Source organism: Lactobacillus kullabergensis (genome assembly GCF_003151025.1).
Classification (GTDB): Bacteria; Bacillota; Bacilli; order Lactobacillales; family Lactobacillaceae; genus Lactobacillus; species Lactobacillus kullabergensis.
Window position 1 is genome coordinate 470,689 of record NZ_CP029477.1, and the last position, 17,640, is coordinate 488,328.

At 35.5% G+C, this 17,640-nt stretch carries 15 protein-coding genes, 11 tRNA genes and 1 riboswitch; of the genes, 25 read left to right on the forward strand and 1 reads right to left on the reverse strand.

All coding sequences use genetic code 11. The features are described 5' to 3' along the window. The first annotated feature begins 278 nt into the window (after nt 1–278). The 20 genes from DKL58_RS02355 (at nt 279) to DKL58_RS02450 (ending at nt 12,441) form a co-directional block, all read left to right on the forward strand. Nucleotides 279–350 (forward strand) — tRNA-Glu (locus tag DKL58_RS02355). 26 nt (nt 351–376) lie between these two features. After that, nucleotides 377–463, forward strand: a tRNA-Ser gene (locus DKL58_RS02360). A 10-nt stretch (nt 464–473) separates the two neighbouring features. After that, nucleotides 474–547 (forward strand) — tRNA-Met (locus tag DKL58_RS02365). 3 nt (nt 548–550) lie between these two features. Next, nucleotides 551–624 (forward strand) — tRNA-Asp (locus tag DKL58_RS02370). A gap of 6 nt (nt 625–630) precedes the next feature. After that, a tRNA-Phe gene (locus DKL58_RS02375) sits at nt 631–703 on the forward strand. Between the two features lie 7 nt (nt 704–710). Continuing rightward, a tRNA-Tyr gene (locus DKL58_RS02380) sits at nt 711–792 on the forward strand. Nucleotides 793–796: 4 nt separating this feature from the next. Next, nucleotides 797–867 (forward strand) — tRNA-Trp (locus DKL58_RS02385). Nucleotides 868–879: 12 nt separating this feature from the next. Continuing rightward, nucleotides 880–952: transfer RNA gene (locus tag DKL58_RS02390), tRNA-His, on the forward strand. A gap of 7 nt (nt 953–959) precedes the next feature. Then, a tRNA-Gln gene (locus DKL58_RS02395) sits at nt 960–1,031 on the forward strand. Nucleotides 1,032–1,054: 23 nt separating this feature from the next. Beyond that, nucleotides 1,055–1,125, forward strand: a tRNA-Cys gene (locus DKL58_RS02400). A gap of 44 nt (nt 1,126–1,169) precedes the next feature. Then, nucleotides 1,170–1,254: transfer RNA gene (locus tag DKL58_RS02405), tRNA-Leu, on the forward strand. Nucleotides 1,255–1,364: 110 nt separating this feature from the next. After that, nucleotides 1,365–2,537: a glycosyltransferase family 4 protein gene (locus DKL58_RS02410; protein WP_045927669.1), complete on the forward strand. Its 1,173-nt coding sequence runs from the start codon at nt 1,365–1,367 to the stop codon at nt 2,535–2,537. After that, nucleotides 2,530–3,573: a glycosyltransferase family 4 protein gene (locus tag DKL58_RS02415; RefSeq protein WP_109585956.1), complete on the forward strand. Its 1,044-nt coding sequence runs from the start codon at nt 2,530–2,532 to the stop codon at nt 3,571–3,573. The genes DKL58_RS02410 and DKL58_RS02415 overlap by 8 nt, the downstream gene beginning before the upstream one ends. Next, complete coding sequence (locus DKL58_RS02420; RefSeq protein WP_109585957.1) at nt 3,573–4,598, forward strand: lysylphosphatidylglycerol synthase transmembrane domain-containing protein; 1,026 nt, start codon at nt 3,573–3,575, stop codon at nt 4,596–4,598. Before DKL58_RS02415 ends, DKL58_RS02420 begins: the two co-directional genes overlap by 1 nt. Nucleotides 4,599–4,667: 69 nt before the next feature. Then, nucleotides 4,668–6,728, forward strand: a complete 2,061-nt coding sequence (locus DKL58_RS02425; protein ID WP_109585958.1) for an LTA synthase family protein — start codon at nt 4,668–4,670, stop codon at nt 6,726–6,728. Between the two features lie 68 nt (nt 6,729–6,796). Continuing rightward, nucleotides 6,797–7,030, forward strand: coding sequence for a preprotein translocase subunit SecG (gene secG / locus DKL58_RS02430; RefSeq protein ID WP_034977075.1), 234 nt, complete (start codon nt 6,797–6,799; stop codon nt 7,028–7,030). 72 nt (nt 7,031–7,102) lie between these two features. Further along, a complete protein-coding gene (rnr, locus tag DKL58_RS02435) occupies nt 7,103–9,427 on the forward strand; it encodes a ribonuclease R (RefSeq protein ID WP_109585959.1) in 2,325 nt (774 codons plus the stop codon). Between the two features lie 9 nt (nt 9,428–9,436). Further along, a complete protein-coding gene (smpB, locus tag DKL58_RS02440) occupies nt 9,437–9,895 on the forward strand; it encodes an SsrA-binding protein SmpB (RefSeq protein ID WP_109585960.1) in 459 nt (152 codons plus the stop codon). Nucleotides 9,896–10,342: 447 nt separating this feature from the next. After that, on the forward strand, nt 10,343–10,999 hold the full coding sequence (locus DKL58_RS02445) for a nitroreductase (RefSeq protein WP_045927675.1): 657 nt from the start codon (nt 10,343–10,345) through the stop codon (nt 10,997–10,999). 95 nt (nt 11,000–11,094) lie between these two features. Continuing rightward, a complete protein-coding gene (locus DKL58_RS02450; RefSeq protein WP_109585961.1) occupies nt 11,095–12,441 on the forward strand; it encodes a hemolysin family protein in 1,347 nt (448 codons plus the stop codon). 36 nt (nt 12,442–12,477) lie between these two features. Here the strand turns inward: DKL58_RS02450 and hpt are convergent, their stop codons facing one another. Then, on the reverse strand, nt 12,478–13,047 hold the full coding sequence (gene hpt / locus DKL58_RS02455) for a hypoxanthine phosphoribosyltransferase (protein ID WP_034977086.1): 570 nt from the start codon (nt 13,045–13,047) through the stop codon (nt 12,478–12,480). Between the two features lie 240 nt (nt 13,048–13,287). On the opposite strand from hpt, the gene DKL58_RS02460 reads away from it, so the two are divergent. The 5 genes from DKL58_RS02460 to DKL58_RS02480 all read left to right on the forward strand — a co-directional run bounded on the left by DKL58_RS02460 (nt 13,288) and on the right by DKL58_RS02480 (nt 17,630). After that, entirely contained in the window at nt 13,288–14,370 is a 1,083-nt protein-coding gene (locus DKL58_RS02460) for a M42 family metallopeptidase (protein ID WP_109585962.1), read from the forward strand. Between the two features lie 67 nt (nt 14,371–14,437). Next, a riboswitch (TPP riboswitch) is annotated at nt 14,438–14,527 on the forward strand. Between the two features lie 42 nt (nt 14,528–14,569). Beyond that, complete coding sequence (locus DKL58_RS02465) at nt 14,570–15,148, forward strand: ECF transporter S component (protein WP_109585963.1); 579 nt, start codon at nt 14,570–14,572, stop codon at nt 15,146–15,148. A gap of 402 nt (nt 15,149–15,550) precedes the next feature. Next, nucleotides 15,551–16,012: a PTS sugar transporter subunit IIB gene (locus DKL58_RS02470; protein WP_109585964.1), complete on the forward strand. Its 462-nt coding sequence runs from the start codon at nt 15,551–15,553 to the stop codon at nt 16,010–16,012. A 27-nt stretch (nt 16,013–16,039) separates the two neighbouring features. Then, complete coding sequence (locus DKL58_RS02475; protein ID WP_109585965.1) at nt 16,040–16,801, forward strand: PTS mannose/fructose/sorbose/N-acetylgalactosamine transporter subunit IIC; 762 nt, start codon at nt 16,040–16,042, stop codon at nt 16,799–16,801. Then, nucleotides 16,794–17,630 (forward strand): PTS system mannose/fructose/sorbose family transporter subunit IID, encoded by an 837-nt coding sequence (locus DKL58_RS02480; protein WP_109585966.1) that lies wholly within the window; start codon nt 16,794–16,796, stop codon nt 17,628–17,630. Before DKL58_RS02475 ends, DKL58_RS02480 begins: the two co-directional genes overlap by 8 nt. The last annotated feature ends 10 nt before the right edge of the window (nt 17,631–17,640 follow it).

The following is a 17,640-nucleotide window of genomic DNA, read 5'->3' on the forward strand; positions in this document are numbered from 1 at the left end:
AATCTTTAAAGGAGTTGTAATTCAGCCTTTTTTGACAATATGTTATAACAATATTGGTATTGCCATAAGTAAAAATTTTAATTGGCGATCCTACGAAAAAAAGTTTAACTTTTTACACAAAACTCTTGCATGATGAATCATAATCCTGTATTATTAATAACGTTGTGATTCAGCAACTTAAAAGGATTTATCGAATCAACTAAATAAAAAATGGTTGACTTTTGGCAATAAGTTCGGTATTATAATTAAGCGTCTTATGGCGTAAGAACGATAAATATGACCCGTTGGTCAAGTGGTTAAGACATCGCCCTTTCACGGCGGTAACATGGGTTCAAATCCCGTACGGGTCATTACCATTCTTGGTATATTTACATTTGGAGGATTACCCAAGTGGCTTAAGGGGACGGTTTTGAAAACCGTTAGACGGTCTTGCCGTGCGTGGGTTCAAATCCCACATCCTCCTTTAATAAAATCGCGGGATGGAGCAGTCTGGTAGCTCGTCGGGCTCATAACCCGAAGGCCGGTGGTTCAAATCCACCTCCCGCAATATGGTCCATTGGAGCAGTGGTTTATCTCGTCTCCCTGTCACGGAGAAGATCATCAGTTCAAATCTGATATGGACCGTAGGATGGCTCGGTAGCTCAGTCGGTAGAGCAAAGGATTGAAGCTCCTTGTGTCGGCGGTTCGATTCCGTCCCGCGCCATCAGCCTGGAGGAGTAGCGAAGTGGCTAAACGCGGCGGTCTGTAAAACCGCTCTCTCTGAGTTCGGCGGTTCGAATCCACCCTCCTCCATAATAGGGATATCGTATAAAGGTAGTACATCGGTCTCCAAAACCGCTAGTGTGGGTTCAATTCCTACTATCCCTGTTTACATTCATGGCGGAATTGGTGAAGGGGTTAACACACCGGTTTGTGGATCCGGCATACATGGGTTCGAATCCCATATTCCGCCCTAGCATTGGGATATAGCCAAGCGGTAAGGCACTAGACTTTGACTCTATTATGCGCTGGTTCGAATCCAGCTATCCCAATCTATTTATTAATAAAATTCGATGGCGGTGTAGCCAAGTGGTAAGGCAGAGGTCTGCAAAACCTTAATCGTCGGTTCAAATCCGATCCCCGCCTTTATCGGTTCACTCATTGAACTGTTAATTAAAACATATTATTATGGCGGTGTGGCGGAATTGGCAGACGCGCCAGACTCAAAATCTGGTGTCCGTTTAGGACGTATCGGTTCGACCCCGATCACCGCTATTTACTGAGCAGCTCTTGCACGAGAGCTGCTTTTGTATTGTTAATTTTTTCTATAAAAATTGCACAAGTTATGTGTAATCTTTATAATACCTTTTATGGAGGTATTTAAGATGAATATAGGTATCTTTACCGATTCATATTTTCCACAATTAAGTGGTGTTGCAACATCAATTAAAACCTTAAAGGATGCTCTTGAGGAGCAGGGTCATAATGTTTTTATTTTTACTACTACCGATCCTCATATAAAAAAAGGGACAGTTGAGGCTAACATATTCCGTTTCAGCAGCGTTCCCTTTATTTCGTTTACTGATAGACGTGTTGCGTTTAGAGGTTTTTTTGAAGCTACAAAAGTTGCTCGTGAAGTTAAATTGGATATTGTTCATACCCAAACCGAATTTGCTTTGGGTATGATAGGGAAGTACGTTGCCCACCAATTGAAAATTCCGGCAATTCATACTTACCATACTATGTATGAAGATTACCTACACTACGTTTTAAATGGACATTTGCTTAGACCATATCATGTTAAGCAATTTACTAATGCCTACTTAAAAAATATGGATGGCGTTATAGCTCCCAGTAAGCGTGTAGAAGCACTTTTAAAGCGTTATAGAGTAAACATACCTATGAGAGTTATTCCAACTGGAGTGGACATAAATAGCTTAAATAAGCTTGAGACAGTTGACGTTCGCAAAGAGTTAGATATACCAGACGATGTACCAGTATTGTTAACTTTGAGCAGAGTTGCGGAAGAAAAGAAAATTGACCGCATTCTGAATGCAATGCCAGAAATTATTGATGAGTTTCCAAAAACACGTCTAGTAATTGCTGGCGATGGACCAGATATGGAAGTTTTGCAAGAACAGGTTGAAAGATTAACATTGGAAGATAGTGTAATATTTACTGGGGATATACCTCATGATGATGTTGGTTCATACTATAAAATGGCTGATTTGTTTGTTTCGGCCAGTGATACGGAAACTCAAGGTCTGACATATATTGAAGCCCTGGCTTCAGGCACAAGATGCGTCGTTTATGATACAGACTATACTGAGCATGTTTTTGATGATGAAGAATTTGGCAAAGTCTTTAATGGTCCTGGCGAAATGTTAAATGAAATATTATTCTACTTAAGAAAAGGGAGAAAACAAATCCCACATGATAAATTAGCTGCAAAAATGGATCAAATCTCTGCTCAAAAATTTGCCAGTTCAGTTTATCAATTTTATCAAGACACAATTTCAAATTATCAAAAGGATCTCAAAGAGGAGACAAATGATTAGAATTAATATGTTTTCACAAGCTGCCTCAGTAAAAGGACAGGGAGTCGGTTCTGCTTATACGGAGCTGATAAGATTACTTAGAACACACTTGGTCGATAAGTTTTATGTCACTGACAACAAGTATGGCAAAAGTGATCTGACACATTATCATACGGTAAATCCAACTTATTTTGCTAACAGCTTTTCACCAGCACGTGGACGCAAAATTGGTTATGTTCACTTTTTGCCGGAAACGCTTGAAGGATCAGTTAAATTGCCATCATTTGCAAAAAATATTTTTTATAAGTATGTAATTGATTTTTATAAACGGATGGATGAGATCGTAGTTGTTAATCCGATTTTTATTGATAAGTTAGTTAAATATGGTATTAAGCGTGAAAATGTGAAGTATATTCCCAACTTTGTATCGAAGAATGAGTTTTATTCAGAAAGTCAGGAAAAAAAGAATTCATTTAGGCATCAATTAGGTATACCACTTAATAAATTTGTGGTTTTCGGTGATGGTCAAGTACAAGCTCGTAAAGGTGTTGATGACTTTGCCAAATTGGCCGAAGCAAATCCTGAGATGCAATTTATTTGGGCTGGAGGCTTTTCTTTTGGCAAAATAACTGATGGTTATGATCATTTTAAAAAATTGGTCGAAAATCCGCCACATAATCTTAAATTTACGGGAATCATTGATCGACAGAAATTAGTTGACTACCTCAATATTGCAGATCTTTTTGTTTTGCCGTCTTATGATGAGCTGTTTCCTATGTCTGTTTTAGAGGCCTTTAGCTGTGGTACGCCAGTTTTATTGCGCGATCTCGATTTATATCAGGCAATAATTAGTGGTTACTACCTGAAGGGCAGCAATTTTACTGAAATGAATCAGCAATTACAAGCAGCTGCTCACGATACTGCAATTTTAAATAAATATAGCAAGTTATCTGATGAAGCCAGTGAAAAATATTCTGAAGATAATTTAGCCCATATATGGGATGATTTTTATCACGAACAGTATGAAATTGGTCGTGAGCTGGGACAAATTCGCTAATGAATAAAAAACACTTGTGGGGTGTTGCCATAGTTCTAGTAATAAGTGGCATAGTCTTATATGTTGACTTAAGATCAACTCCAATTGCGCAATTGGAGCAAGCAGCTCGCAATATTAATTTGATTGGATTAGTTGCTGTTTTTAGTTTGATGCTTCTTTCTTATGTTTTTGAAGCTAGCATTTTGGCAGTTCTTACCAAACGCAAAAATGAACCTAAACGTTCAAAATGGTCTTTTTTTAGAATTCCTTTGATTCAAGCGCTTTTCAATGCCATCACTCCTATGTCAACTGGTGGACAGCCTTCGCAATTGGCTGCTATGGTTCAAATGGGAATAGAAGGCGGTCGGGCAACATCCTTACTACTAATGAAGTTTATTATTTATCAAATTGTAGTTTTTTTAGCTTACGTCACTACAATTATTACTGGCTTTCATATGGTTGCAACCAAGTTTGCGGGTTTAGCTGTTTTCATTGCAATCGGCTTTTTAATTCATGTTAGTTCTATTGCTTTTTTGCTGGCAATTTTGTTTGCCTATAATTGGACTAAAAATGCTGCCAATTGGATAATGAACTTACTGGCGAAATTTATTAATCAAGAGCGGGTCGCTATATGGCGCAAAAACACGCTTGACAAAATTGAAACATTTTATGAAGAAAGCCAAAAGCTAAAAAGAGAAAAAAAGAAATTGCTAGTGTGTGTAGTACTCACTGTATTACAACTGTTATGTTTTTATTCAATTCCCTATATGACGCTGGTAGCATTAAATGTTTCTGCTGATTGGACAAGCGTAACTCAAATGAACATTATGATTATCATGTTCATGGCAATCATACCTATTCCGGGAGCATCAGGTGGGGCAGAATATAGTTTTCAAACTTTATTTTCCACCTTTATTTCATCTAATGGCACCTTAATCGTAGGGATGTTCTTGTGGCGTTTTGTCACGTATTTTTTCGGCATGATTTTAGGAATCTTTGGTTGGATTTTTAAACCGCAAAAATTGCTAAGCCCACAAAATGATTAATTTTTATTAAAATACCTGCGCATAATTGCACTTAAGGGTAAGATATAGGCTTAGTGAGAGGAGAATAGGATGACACGTATTAAGTCTTTTCTACAATGGCTAACCCAAACCAAACTAGGCTTTTTTACTATTGTTTTAGTGACTTTCTGGTTGAAAACATACGTAATTTATCTAACAAAATTTAATCTAGGTGCTGAAGGTGCAATGCAGAATTTTCTGTTATTTTTAAATCCTTTGCCTTCAGGACTACTTTTGCTGGGAATTGGTCTTTTCTTTAAGGGCAGAAAGTCCTATTGGATTGTGATTGCAATTGATTTTGTGCTCAGTTTGTGGTTATTTGCCAATATCCTTTATTATCGCGAGTTTTCAAATTTTTTATCTTTGTCTATAATTAAAACTTCCGGCTCAACTGCTGATAATTTAGGCAAAAGTATTGTAGGAATAACTCGAGTTACGGATTTTTTAGCCTTTATTGACATTGTTCTTGTCATTCTTTTAATGGTTGCCAAAGTCGTTAAATATGATTTACGTCCATTAAAGTTAAGATTTAATCTTTTGCTTGAAGGTATTGCAGTTCTTCTCATTGGCGTTAATTTGTTGATGGCTCAAAAAGACCGCTCAGGTCTGTTAACTAGAACTTTTGACAACAGTTATATTGTAAAATATTTGGGTATGAATGAATATGCGGTATATGATGCTTTTAAAACAGCTCAAACAAGCGAACAAATGGCAAAGGCTAACGTATCTGACTTGCAATCTGTTAAAAAGTACTTAAAGGTTAACTACGTTAAACCGAATAGCACATATACAGGTGTTGCAAAAGGCAAAAATGTGTTGGTTATACATCTTGAGAGCTTTCAGCAGTTTCTAATAGGGTATAAATGGCACGGCAAGGAAGTCACTCCTAATCTAAATAAGCTTTATCATTCTAAAAATACTCTTAGTTTTGCCAATTTTTATAATCAAGTAGGTCAAGGCAAAACTTCGGATGCTGAAATGATGCTGGAAAATTCTCTTTTTGGTTTACAATCAGGTTCAGCCATGTCTAGTTATGGCACTTCAAATACGTTTGAAAGCGCTCCTGCAATATTAAAACAGCAGGGTGGATATACTACTGCCGTTATGCATGGTGGAGCCGGGTCTTTTTGGAATCGTAATAATGCCTACAAGCAATTTGGCTATGAGTACTTTATGCCGCTTTCTTATTATCAAAATAAACCTAAGTATTACATAGGTTATGGCTTAAAAGACAAAATTTTCTTCTCGCAATCAATTAAGTATATTGAACGCTTGCCGCAACCTTTTTATCTTAAATTAATTACTGTAACTAATCATTATCCCTATGATTTGGATAAGAAAAATCAATCAATTGACAAAACTGACACTGGTGATGAAACGGTCGATGGCTATGTCCAAACGGCTCATTATTTAGATCAAGCCGTAGGGCAATTAATGCGGTGGATGAAAAAAACTGGTTTAGATAAAAATACATTACTCGTTTTTTATGGTGATCATTATGGTATTTCTGGCAACCACCATAAGGCAAGTGCAGAGCTTCTGGATCAGGATGAATTTACTAATTTTGATAACCTGAAATTTCAACGTGTTCCCTTAATGTTTCATATGAAGGGGTTAAAAGGCGGCATAAAAAAAACTTATGGTGGAGAAATTGACGTGTTGCCAACATTGTTAAATTTGCTTGGAATTAGGAACAGGGGCACTATACAATTTGGTCATGATTTATTAAGTAAAAAAGCACCACAAATTGTTGCACAGCGTAATGGTGACTTTATAACACCGCTATATGCAAAAGTAGGCAGTACATATTATGATACTAGAACTGGTGAGGAAATAATTCAGCCAGACAAAAAATTAAAGACTGAGTTAGTAGCAATTTCAAACAAGGTAACAACACAGCTTTCATTGTCTGATCGTGTTATAGCAGGTAACCTTTTACGTTTTTATCATCCAAAATGGTTTAAAAAGGTTAAACCGCAAGATTATGATTATAATGAACAAAAAGCATTAAAGAATTTGTATGCAAAGAATAAAACTTCTTTATGGTATAAAAATCACCAAAAAACAACGCAAAATAAATTTAAAACCGATGCACCTGAACTCGAAAAATAATACTCGAAATTAAATCTATTTTGTGCTAAAATTTACCAGTAACGTATCTGTATATTGGAGGCAGCGCATTGTACAATTTATTTATGACGCTACTAATTATTGTTTCAATCTTAATCGTTATTGCGACAATGATGCAGCCGCAAAAGCAGCAAGATGCATTGAATGCACTCTCTGGCGGTGCAGTTTTTAGTGGTCAAACGAAGAAACGTGGTTTTGAAGCATTTATGGAAAAAGTAACATCCGTTTTACTGGTGCTCTTTTTCGCTTTTGCTATTGTATTAGCTTATTTGTCTTCAAAATAACTAATGGTTCCTCCCGATCAAGTGATGGGAGGACTTTTTTTATCTTTTTACTAACGAAATGGAGTTAAGTGCATGGCACAAAACGAGAATATCTTAGCCAATGTTTTAGAGATTTTTCGTCACAATCCTAAAAAACAATATCAAGTTGAACAAATTGACCGTATGTTGCGCCGAGACAGACTTGGCAGTTTTTCAGATATGGTCAAAGCATTATCCTATTTGGAACAGGAAAAGAAAATAATTACCGATGGCAATGGCCGATATCAATTAGCTGAGGAAAATACCGAAGTGGAAGGCATTTTTAAGGCAAATAGCAAAGGCTTTGGTTTCGTCAAACTCGAGGACGAAGATTCTGATGATATTTTTATTGCTCGTGATTATACAGCATATGCCGTGGACGGTGATCGTGTTAAGGTCAAAATCACTGCTGGTGGTAATCCATGGAATGGTAAAGGGCCTGAAGGACAAATAGAAGAAATTCTCGAACGTGGCACGAAAACACTTGTCGGTGAATTTCATTCAATGACTGATGCTCAAATAAAAACCAGTCATTTTATTGGTTATGTTCTCAGCTCAAATAAAAAACTGGCAAACTATCGCGTTTATATTAGTCAGGACAGTTTGCGTCCACAAAAACAAGATATTGTCAAAGTATCGCTTGCTAACTATCCTGACAAAGATAATCCAGATTCGATGACTGGTGTTGTTACCAATATTATTGGTAACAAAAATTTACCAGGCGTCGATATTATGGCCATTGTTTCTGAGCATGATGTTCGTACAGAATGGTCTGAAGATGCTCTTGAGCAGTCTAATGCCATTCCTGATCACGTGACTGAGGCAGAAATGGCGGATAGAGAGGACATTAGGGACCAGCCCGCAGTTACCATTGATGGGGATGATTCTAAAGACTTCGATGATGCCGTGGTTTTATGGAAACTTCCTAACGGTAACTATCATTTAGGGGTTCATATTGCTGATGTAGCGCATTATGTGACGGAAAATTCTCCTTTGGACAAAGAAGCTTTTACCAGGGGTAATAGTACATATCTTGTTGACCGTGTTATTCCAATGTTGCCGTTTAGATTATCTAATGGCATCTGCTCTTTAAATGAGGGGCAAGATCGTCTTGTTTTGTCTTGCGAAATGGAAATTTCTCCAGAAGGAAAAAGAGTTAATTATCGTATTCATCCCTCTGTTATGCGATCACACGGCAGAATGACTTATAACAATGTCAACAAGGCCTTAGATCAAGATAATCATGAAGAACTAGAGGAAAAATACGTTAAACTGGCACCCATGTTGCAAGATATGGCCGAACTGCATAATGTGTTATACCAGCAAAGGCATCAGCGTGGTGCAATAGATTTTGAGGAACCTGAAGCAAAAATTATTGTTGATGATCAAGGTAAACCCACAGATATCGTGTTACACGATCGTGGTATAGCTGAAAAAATGATCGAATCATTCATGCTTATAGCAAATGAAACTGTTGCCGAAGACTTTTATCGCAAACACGTTCCATTTCTGTATCGTGTACATGAAACTCCAGATGGTGAGCGTATTAAAGGCTTCTTTGAATTTTGCAGTGCTTTTGGATTGCATATTACTGCTGATCCCAATCACGTTAAACCAATTGACTTGCAAAAAGTCGTGGCTAAAACAACTGATACACCTGAAGAAGCAGTAGTTCAAATGATGATGCTTCGTAGCTTAAAGCAGGCACATTATTCAGAAGAACCACTAGGGCATTTTGGTCTTGCTGCTAAATACTACACTCATTTTACTTCACCAATTAGACGGTATTCCGATTTAATGGTGCATAGAATGATTCATGCATATAGTGAAAATGGTATTAACCAAAAAGTACAGGATCATTTTGCCAGCTATCTACCTGAAGTTGCAGATCAAACTTCAACACAGGAACGTGTATCTGTTGATACTGAAAGAGAAGTAAACGACTTAAAGATGACAGAATATATGGCGGATAAAGTTGGAGAACACTTTGATGCTGTTGTTTCTTCTGTGACTAGTTTTGGCATGTTTATCCAGTTGCCCAATACAGTTGAAGGGTTAATTCATATTTCAAATTTGACGGATGATTTCTACAGTTATAATGAAAAAAGCATGACACTGACTGGACGCGGTACTCATAAACAATATCATGTTGGGATGCCCCTTAAAGTAACCCTTACGAATGCCAGCGTTGAACAACATCAGCTTGATTTTGAAATCTATGATCCTAATGCTCCTAAGAAGTCTCATAACAATCGCGGTGCTAAAAACGAAAGACATGGTAATCGGGGATTTCGCAACGATCACGCACATAAGGGTCACTATCGTAACAATTTTCAAAAAAATGGTAATCATCCACATTTAAGTAGATATAAACATTAGGTTAGAAAATTGAAAAAAGAAAAAAATGAAAATTTAATTGCTCAAAATAAAAAAGCACATCATGATTACTTTATTAAAGAAACATATGAAGCAGGTATTGCTTTAACAGGTACCGAGATTAAATCAGTGAGAGCACGACGTATTAATTTACGTGATGGTTATGTACAAATTATTAATGGTTCTGCTTTTTTAGAAAATGTCCACATCAGTGAATATAAGCAAGGCAACCGGTATAACCATGAACCACTTCGTTCAAGGAGGTTGCTTTTACATAAAAAGGAACTGGCACGGCTTGTTAAGGACCAGTCTGCACGCGGGATTGCAATTATACCTTTGAAAGTTTATCTTAAACATGGTTTTGCTAAAGTTCTTATTGGTGTAGGTCAAGGAAAGAAAAAATATGACAAGCGTGAGGCAATTAAGAAACGGGATCAAGAACGAGAAATACGCAGACAATATAAAATATAAATGGACGGTTTAATTTGTTTTATAGTTAAACTGTTTTTTAATTTTGTATTTGTTTAAAGCTTAACAAATTGCAAATAACTATTGTAAAAATCTCTGTATATAAATTACTAAACTTGATTTAACAGTAAAAGCAAAAAAAATAAGTTTGTGAATTATACACAAAGTTTTAAATAAATTAATCTTTTTTTATAAATTTTTTTGTTATCTTTGCCAAATACCTTTGCAATATTGCGTAGAATTTATTAATATTATTAATGTGTATATGACTGATTTTATTAGATAGTAATGCTTAAATTTGTAACTTTAATAGAAGTGTAAACAAGTGAGTATTGAAAGAATAGAATATTTTTGATTATTTCTGCCTGTATTTGAAATTCTAGAGAAATTTGTTTTTAAAAAGTAGAGTGTTTCATTATGCTCTCTTTATATGTAAGGATTTGAATCGGAATGGAATTTAATAAAGTTTATAACCATGAACGAGTAACTCGCAAGTTTACTAGTAGAAAAGTTAACGAAAAATTACTTGCTAAGATTATTCAAAGGGCACAGTTATCCCCATCATTACTTAACTCACAGCCTTGGAAGGTTTATATGTTAACTGGTGATGCGCTTGCTGGTCTAAAAAAAGAAGTGAAAACTCAAATAGATAATAATGTTGAGCCTCACGAAGATTTTGTCAAAATGTTGTCACTTAATTGGGATTCATATCCTAGTCAAAATATGGCTGCTGTTGGGGCTTCCCAACCGTATTTTTTTAAGAACAAAATGGAACTTTTCTCGGAATCAAACAATGAAATGTTCAACGCCCAGGATATCGCGTTCTTGACGATTCCCAGAACCTCTCCAGCTTGGTCAGTTTACGACTTAGGGATTTTTTCACAAAGTATTATGCTGCTTGCGCTCAATGAGGGATTATCAATTATGCCAGCGCACTCAATGGTATCTTATCCTGAGCTGGTACGTAAGTATTGTAAAATCCCAGAAGATGAACTTGTGGGTATGGCAATTGGGTTAGGATACCAGGATAATGCGGCAGAAGTTAATGATCCCAAATTTTATCCTGATCGTTTACCGTTTAAAAAAATTTATAAATTGGTTAAATAGACAAGTAATTTAATTAAATAAAAGCGCTATTAATGATAAAATGTTAAATGAGGAAATTTAATTTAAACGATAAACTAATAAAGGTGATATAAATTTTGAGTACGGCCCAAATAGTTACTAATTTAATAGCAACTTTAGTTATTTTTGTTTTTGCAGCTTTCTTTGTGGCAGCAGAATTTGCTTTGGTTCAAACTAGACCAAGCCAGCTTGAAGATATGCTGTCTAATAAAATTGGCAACCATCGCAAAGTTAAGCGCGCTCTGCATATGACTCATAATTTAAATGAGTACCTTTCCACGACACAGGTCGGGACTACCTTAGTTGGTGTAGTCTTGGGTTGGTTTTCAGCTGATACTTTAGCTGCAATATTTGAAAGAATGTTTAATTTAGTTGAGCTTAACCATTCTGTCATTCGCTCTATCAGTGCAATATTAGGCGTTATTCTTTTAACTTATTTAGAAGTTGTGGTTACAGAAATTGTGCCCAAAAATATTGCAATTGACATGCCCGTAAAGATTTTGCTAAAAATTGTAACACCTTTACAGTTATTTCATACTTTGGTTTACCCTTTTGTTTGGTTACTTAATGCTAGTTCAAATGGTTTACTGAAAATGTTAGGTTTTGAGCCAGCTGATGAGGAAAATCAGGTTTATTCTCAATCAGAAATCATTAAATTATCACGTAAAGCTGTTCATGGGGGTTCACTTGATAAAAACGATCTAACCTATATGAAACGTGCTTTTGAACTGAATGACAAAATAGCTAAAGACATTATGACTGATAGAACACGGCTAGTAGTTATTAATTCAACTGAAACAATTAAGCAAGCTCTTAAAATGTATTTAGATGAAGGTTCAAGCCGAATTCCAGTTGTGCGCGATAACAATAAAGATGATGTTGTTGGCTATATCTATGCTTTTGATGTTATTCAACAGAGTCAGATTGACGAAAATGTGCCAGTTACGCGTATTATTCGAACGATGATTACTGTACCTGAATCGATGCCAATTCAAGATATTCTCCAATTAATGATTAAAAAGCATACCCCAATTGTCCTTGTTGTGGATGAATATGGTGGTACCAGCGGAATAGTTACAGATAAGGATATTTACGAAGAATTATTTGGTACTGTCAAAGATGAAATTGATGATGTTTCTGATGATTATATAATTAGAGACGAGCAAGGTAATATTCATGTATCCGGCAAAACCACTTTATATGATTTTGCCCGTTACTTTAAAAAGGATTTAAAAAGCTTCCAAGACAGTGACATTATTACAATTGGTGGCTACATGATGGAACATTATCCAGATTTGAAAAAAGGTGAAAAAGTTGAGTTAGAAGGATTTGAATTCAAACTTGACGATATAGAGCAGGGATTTATGCGCTGGTTTATTGTTAAAGCTGTCGACCATGAAAAAGAATCACCTAAATCAGAGTAGACAGTTAAAAGGAGTTGTCAGTTAGACAACTCCTTTTTATTTATTATTAACTAATTTAATAATTTCAGGTTTTAATACACCAATATATTTTAAATTACGGTAAAAATTCATAAAATCAAGTCCGTAGCCAACTACAAACTCATTTCCGACTTTTGAACCATAATACTCAATATCAACATCTACTTTGCGATTTGCCTCTTTGTTAAGTAAAACGCAGCATTTAACGCTTTTAGCACCACGTTTTTTAAGCAATTCTTTCATAAAATCCAGAGTCAATCCAGTATCAACGATATCTTCAACAATTAACACATCACGATCTTTAACATCTGTGGCTAAATCAGAAACAAGCTTAACTTTGCCGGAAGACTCCATTTCGTTACCATAACTGGAAACGTCCAGGAAATCAATTTCTGCTTTAACATCCATTTCTCTTACTAAATCGGTTAAAAAGAAGATGGCACCTTTAAGAGCCCCCACAATTAAAGGCTTTTTACCAGCATAATCTGTAGTAAGCTGCTTTCCTAACTTGACACACATCTGATGAATGTCATCTTCACTAAACAATTTATGATCAATAATATTATTAATATTGTCGTTTTTTGGCATTTATCTACCCTTCATTTAAAACAATTAAAATTTCTAATATTTTCGATTATATCATTTTTTGGCTAGAAAAACAGATTATTTTGAAGCAATTTAAGTATTTAGGGACTAAATTACGTACAAAAAGCATATATATTAGTAAAAGCAGTAGGATTATTTATCATCTTATTTATTTTTTAAAGCCTGTAACTCAAGTTTTTGGTAGAATTAATAGATAAGATATTTTAAGTGGAAGGTAAAAAGATGGATAAACAACAAGAAATTAAAATGCTCAAAGCTTTTTCCGATGCTAATTCTACTTCAGGTTTTGAAGAAGAATTTGTTAAATTGTTTACTGAAACTGTGCATGACTTTGCTAATGTCAAAGTTGATGGCATGCTCAACGTTTATGCAGCTAAGAAAGAAAATGAAAAAGATCAACCGGTAATTCAATTAGATGCTCATTCCGACTCTGTTGGTTTTATTACGCAGGCTGTTCGGCCTAATGGAATGATTAAATTTGTACCATTGGGTGGCTGGGTCAAATACAATATTCCTGCTTTACGCGTCAAAATAAAAAATCGTGCAGGTGAGTATGTGCCTGGAGTAGTTGCAACCAAACCCCCGCACTTTATGACTGCAGCCGAAAAAAATAATGTACCGGACGTAGCCGATATGTCAATTGACGTTGGTTCCAGTTCTCGAGCTGAAACTATAAATGATTATCAAATTGATACTGGTTGTCCAATTTTTGTTGATGTCAAATGTGAATACAATGAAAAAAGCGGTCTATTCTTCGGTAAGGACTTTGATGACCGTTTTGGCGCAGCTGCTATGGCAGATGTTCTTGACAATTTAAAGGGCGAACAATGCGATTTTAACGTTGTTGCTGCACTTTCAAGCCAGGAAGAAGTGGGTTTGCGAGGTGCATATGTCACAGCTAGAGCTGTAAAGCCGGATTTAGCTATAGTCTTGGAATCTTGTCCAGCGGATGATACTTTTACCCCAGAGTGGTTATCGCAGACAGGGTTAAAACGAGGACCAATGCTGCGTGACATGGATACATCCTTTTTACCTAATCCTAAATTTCAGCAATATGCCTGTGGTTTAGCAGATAAAAATCATATTCCGTATACTCGGTCGGTTCGTACCGGTGGCGGACAGGATGGAGCTGCAATTTATTATGAAAACGGAGCACCAACTATTGTAATTGGCATTCCAGTACGCTATGAACATTCGCCATATTGTTTTAGTGCTTATTCCGATTTTAAAGCTTCCGTAGATCTGACGCTAGCTATTATTCGTGATCTTACAAAAGAGAAATTAGCAAGTTTTAGTCAGTTTTAAAAATACTTGTTCTTTTGAATAGAGCAGAAAAACTAGTTAAAATGTGATATACTAGTAAAAAATGAATATCAGTCACTAGGGGTGCCAAATAGCTGAGAAATACCCTCTGAACCTGAACGGGACAATACCTGCGTTAGGGAAGTGTTAAATTTAGTTACTAAAGATACTCCTAATGACATATAAAGTTAGGAGTATTTTTATGTTTACAAGGTCTTCAAAATGGAATGTGAAGTCAATTATTTTAATTGCACTGATTGGTATCATTATGGGTGTTATTTATACCTATGGTTTTAACTGGGCTTTTAATTTAGTTAAGATGCTTTTGGTACCCACAGGTTTTGCGCCAGTAACAGACACTGTGTTTTCTGGTTTATGGCTTATGGCGGGACCACTGGCAATGTATTTTGTTCCTACGCTTGGTTCTGGGACAATAGGTGAACTGCTGGCATCAATTGTTGAAATGGCTATTGGTGGGCAGTGGGGAGCCACTACTATTCTTTCAGGTGTCATTCAGGGTGCGACTAATGAAATTGGCTTTTTTCCTAAAAAAGAGCGTTACCAAAAGTTTACCTGGAAAAGCGTATTAACCGGTGCATTCTTTGCATCATTTGGCTGTTTTATTCCATCATATATTTTATATGGTTGGAGTAAATTCAGTATGCAGGTTCAAATAGTGATGTTCATTACTAACATCATTTCTTCGCTAGTTTTCGATGGCGTTTTAGTTAAACTGATCACAAATTTGTTCGATAATGCGTTAAAGCCAAAAGTTGATTAGTCATTTTCTAAATTAATAGTTTATTTTTAAAATATATGAATTAATAAGGAGGTCGAAAGGCCTCTATTTATTTTTATAAAAGAACCTACCAATCAATAAAGTTGTTGACTTTTTATTAAATTAAGCTAATATTAAATCTGTAGGCGTTTACGTTAATTTTTGATAATAAAAAAAGAAAAAAATCTTATGTTAGTTCTTGACTAAATTATTTTATGTGCTGCAATGGCACATTTTTGTAAATAATAAACAAAACAAAATTTGCAGAATTTTAGTGATAACTATATAGGAAAAAATGGTTATAAAGAATACTTTTTGTCGAGTATATATTTATAATTGATTTTTTATTCAAAAATTAAAAGATTAATCTAAATATTTCGCGAAAAAATGAAAAGGAGATAGAAAATGGCAATAAAAATGATACGTATTGATGACAGGTTAATTCATGGTCAAATTGTTGCTGCTTGGGCAAAAACATTACAAATAAAGCGTATCTGGGTGGTTGATAACGGCGTAGCACAAGATGATTTTATAAAAAACGTGATGAAAATGGTTTCACCAGCTGGTACCGATTTAAAAATAACTGGTGAAGATCAAATCGAAAATCTTGTTTCAGAGTTTGATAATGATGAAGTAAATACATTAGTTTTAATGAAACTTCCCAAAGTTGCGAAAAAAATTTTTGATTCAGGTGTAGCTTTGCGTGAATTAAATGTTGGCGGTATGGGTGCCGGCCCAGGACGGCAAAAATTATTTAAGAATATCTCTGCCAGCGAAGAGGAAAAAGTGGAGTTAGAGAACATGCGTGATTCTGGTGTCAAAGTGTACTTTCAGGTTACACCTAGTGAAAAGCAGGTTCTTTTATAAAAGAGATTTAATTATGGAGGAGAAGATATGCTTATAAAGGCTTTGTTAGTTGGCCTTTGGGCTTGGTTTAATGGTGGTCAATGGGTAGAGTACCTTGGCTGGTTTGTAAATGGTGCACCTATTTTAAGTGGCACGATCACTGGTTTACTTTTGGGAGACATAAAGTCTGGAATTATAGTTGGTGCAACTATTCAATTGTTATACATGGGACAAGTCACTGTTGGTGGGATTAGTTCCTATGATAAATGTTATGCCGGAATTATTGGAACAGCTGTCACTATTGTGTCTCATCAATCACCAAAAGTAGGTTTAACGATTGCAGTTTCTTTAGGAACTCTTGGCTTAATTGCAAGTAATGCAAAAATGACTTTTGATGCAATTTTTGTACATATGGCTGATAAATATGCAGAAAAAGGTGAAACCAAACTAATTTGGATTTATAACTGGTTGCTTCCGGTTCTAACTTCTATTATTTGGTATGGCATTCCTGCTTTCCTTTCAGTTTATTTTGGCGCAACTTATTTTGAAGGAATAATGAATTCTTTGCCGAAATTTATTTTGAATGCTTTGAATGCAGTCGGTACTGTTTTACCTGCACTAGGAATAGCAATGCTGCTGAAACAAGTATATAATGGCAAATTCGTTGGTTTTGCAATTATTGGTTATGTTTGTGTGGCATACTTAAAATTCAATATAATTGCAGTTACTTTAGTTGGAGGAGCTTGTGCACTATTATTCTGGGCACTAGGATTAAATAAATTAGTTGAGGGAGACGCTGACGATGAGTGATTCGACAAAAGGTGAAGTAGTGAAGAAAAAGAAATTAACTAAACGAGACTTAATGAGAGTTTTCCTGTTATGGGAAACAACTTCAGAGAGTTGTTTGAGTTATGAACGATTGATGTCACTTGGTTTTTGCCATGCAATGGTTCCAGTGATAAATCGACTTTATGATACTAAAGAGGAACGAGCTGAAGCTTTAAAACGTCATCTAGTTTTTTTTAACACTGAAAATAATTGGGGTGCTTTTATTCCAGGAATGATTTGTTCTATGGAAGAAGATCATGCTAATGGAGGAGCTGTATCTGGCGAAGCTATTAATGCTATTAAAATTGGATTAATGGGTCCATTAGCAGGAATTGGCGATACCATTACCCAAGGATTAGTAAAAACTATTGCGCTAGCTGTTGGTGTAGATTTGGCAACAGGAGGCAAATTAGCTGGACCAATTGTTTATGCTCTAATCTATGGGATCTATTTAATAGTATTAGGATTTACTACGTTTACTCAAGGCTATAATTTAGGACAAAAAGTTTTAACTAAAATTACTGATAAGTCAGTAATGAAAAAATTGACCAATAGTTTATCCATTTTGGGTTTGGTCATAGCGGGCGCAATGACTGTAAACAATGTCAAGATAACTACCCCACTAAAAATAGTTGCTGGCAGTTCAAAGATTGTTGTTCAAGATCTGCTTAATTCAATTTTACCAGGAATGCTTAGCGTGCTTGCTGTAGTAATCTGCTTTGTATTGCTCAGAAAAAATGTTAGTGTTTTTAAAATTATGATTGGGTTGTTTGTAGTGGCAATGTTATGCTCATTTATTGGAGTTTTATAAGTTTTTAAGG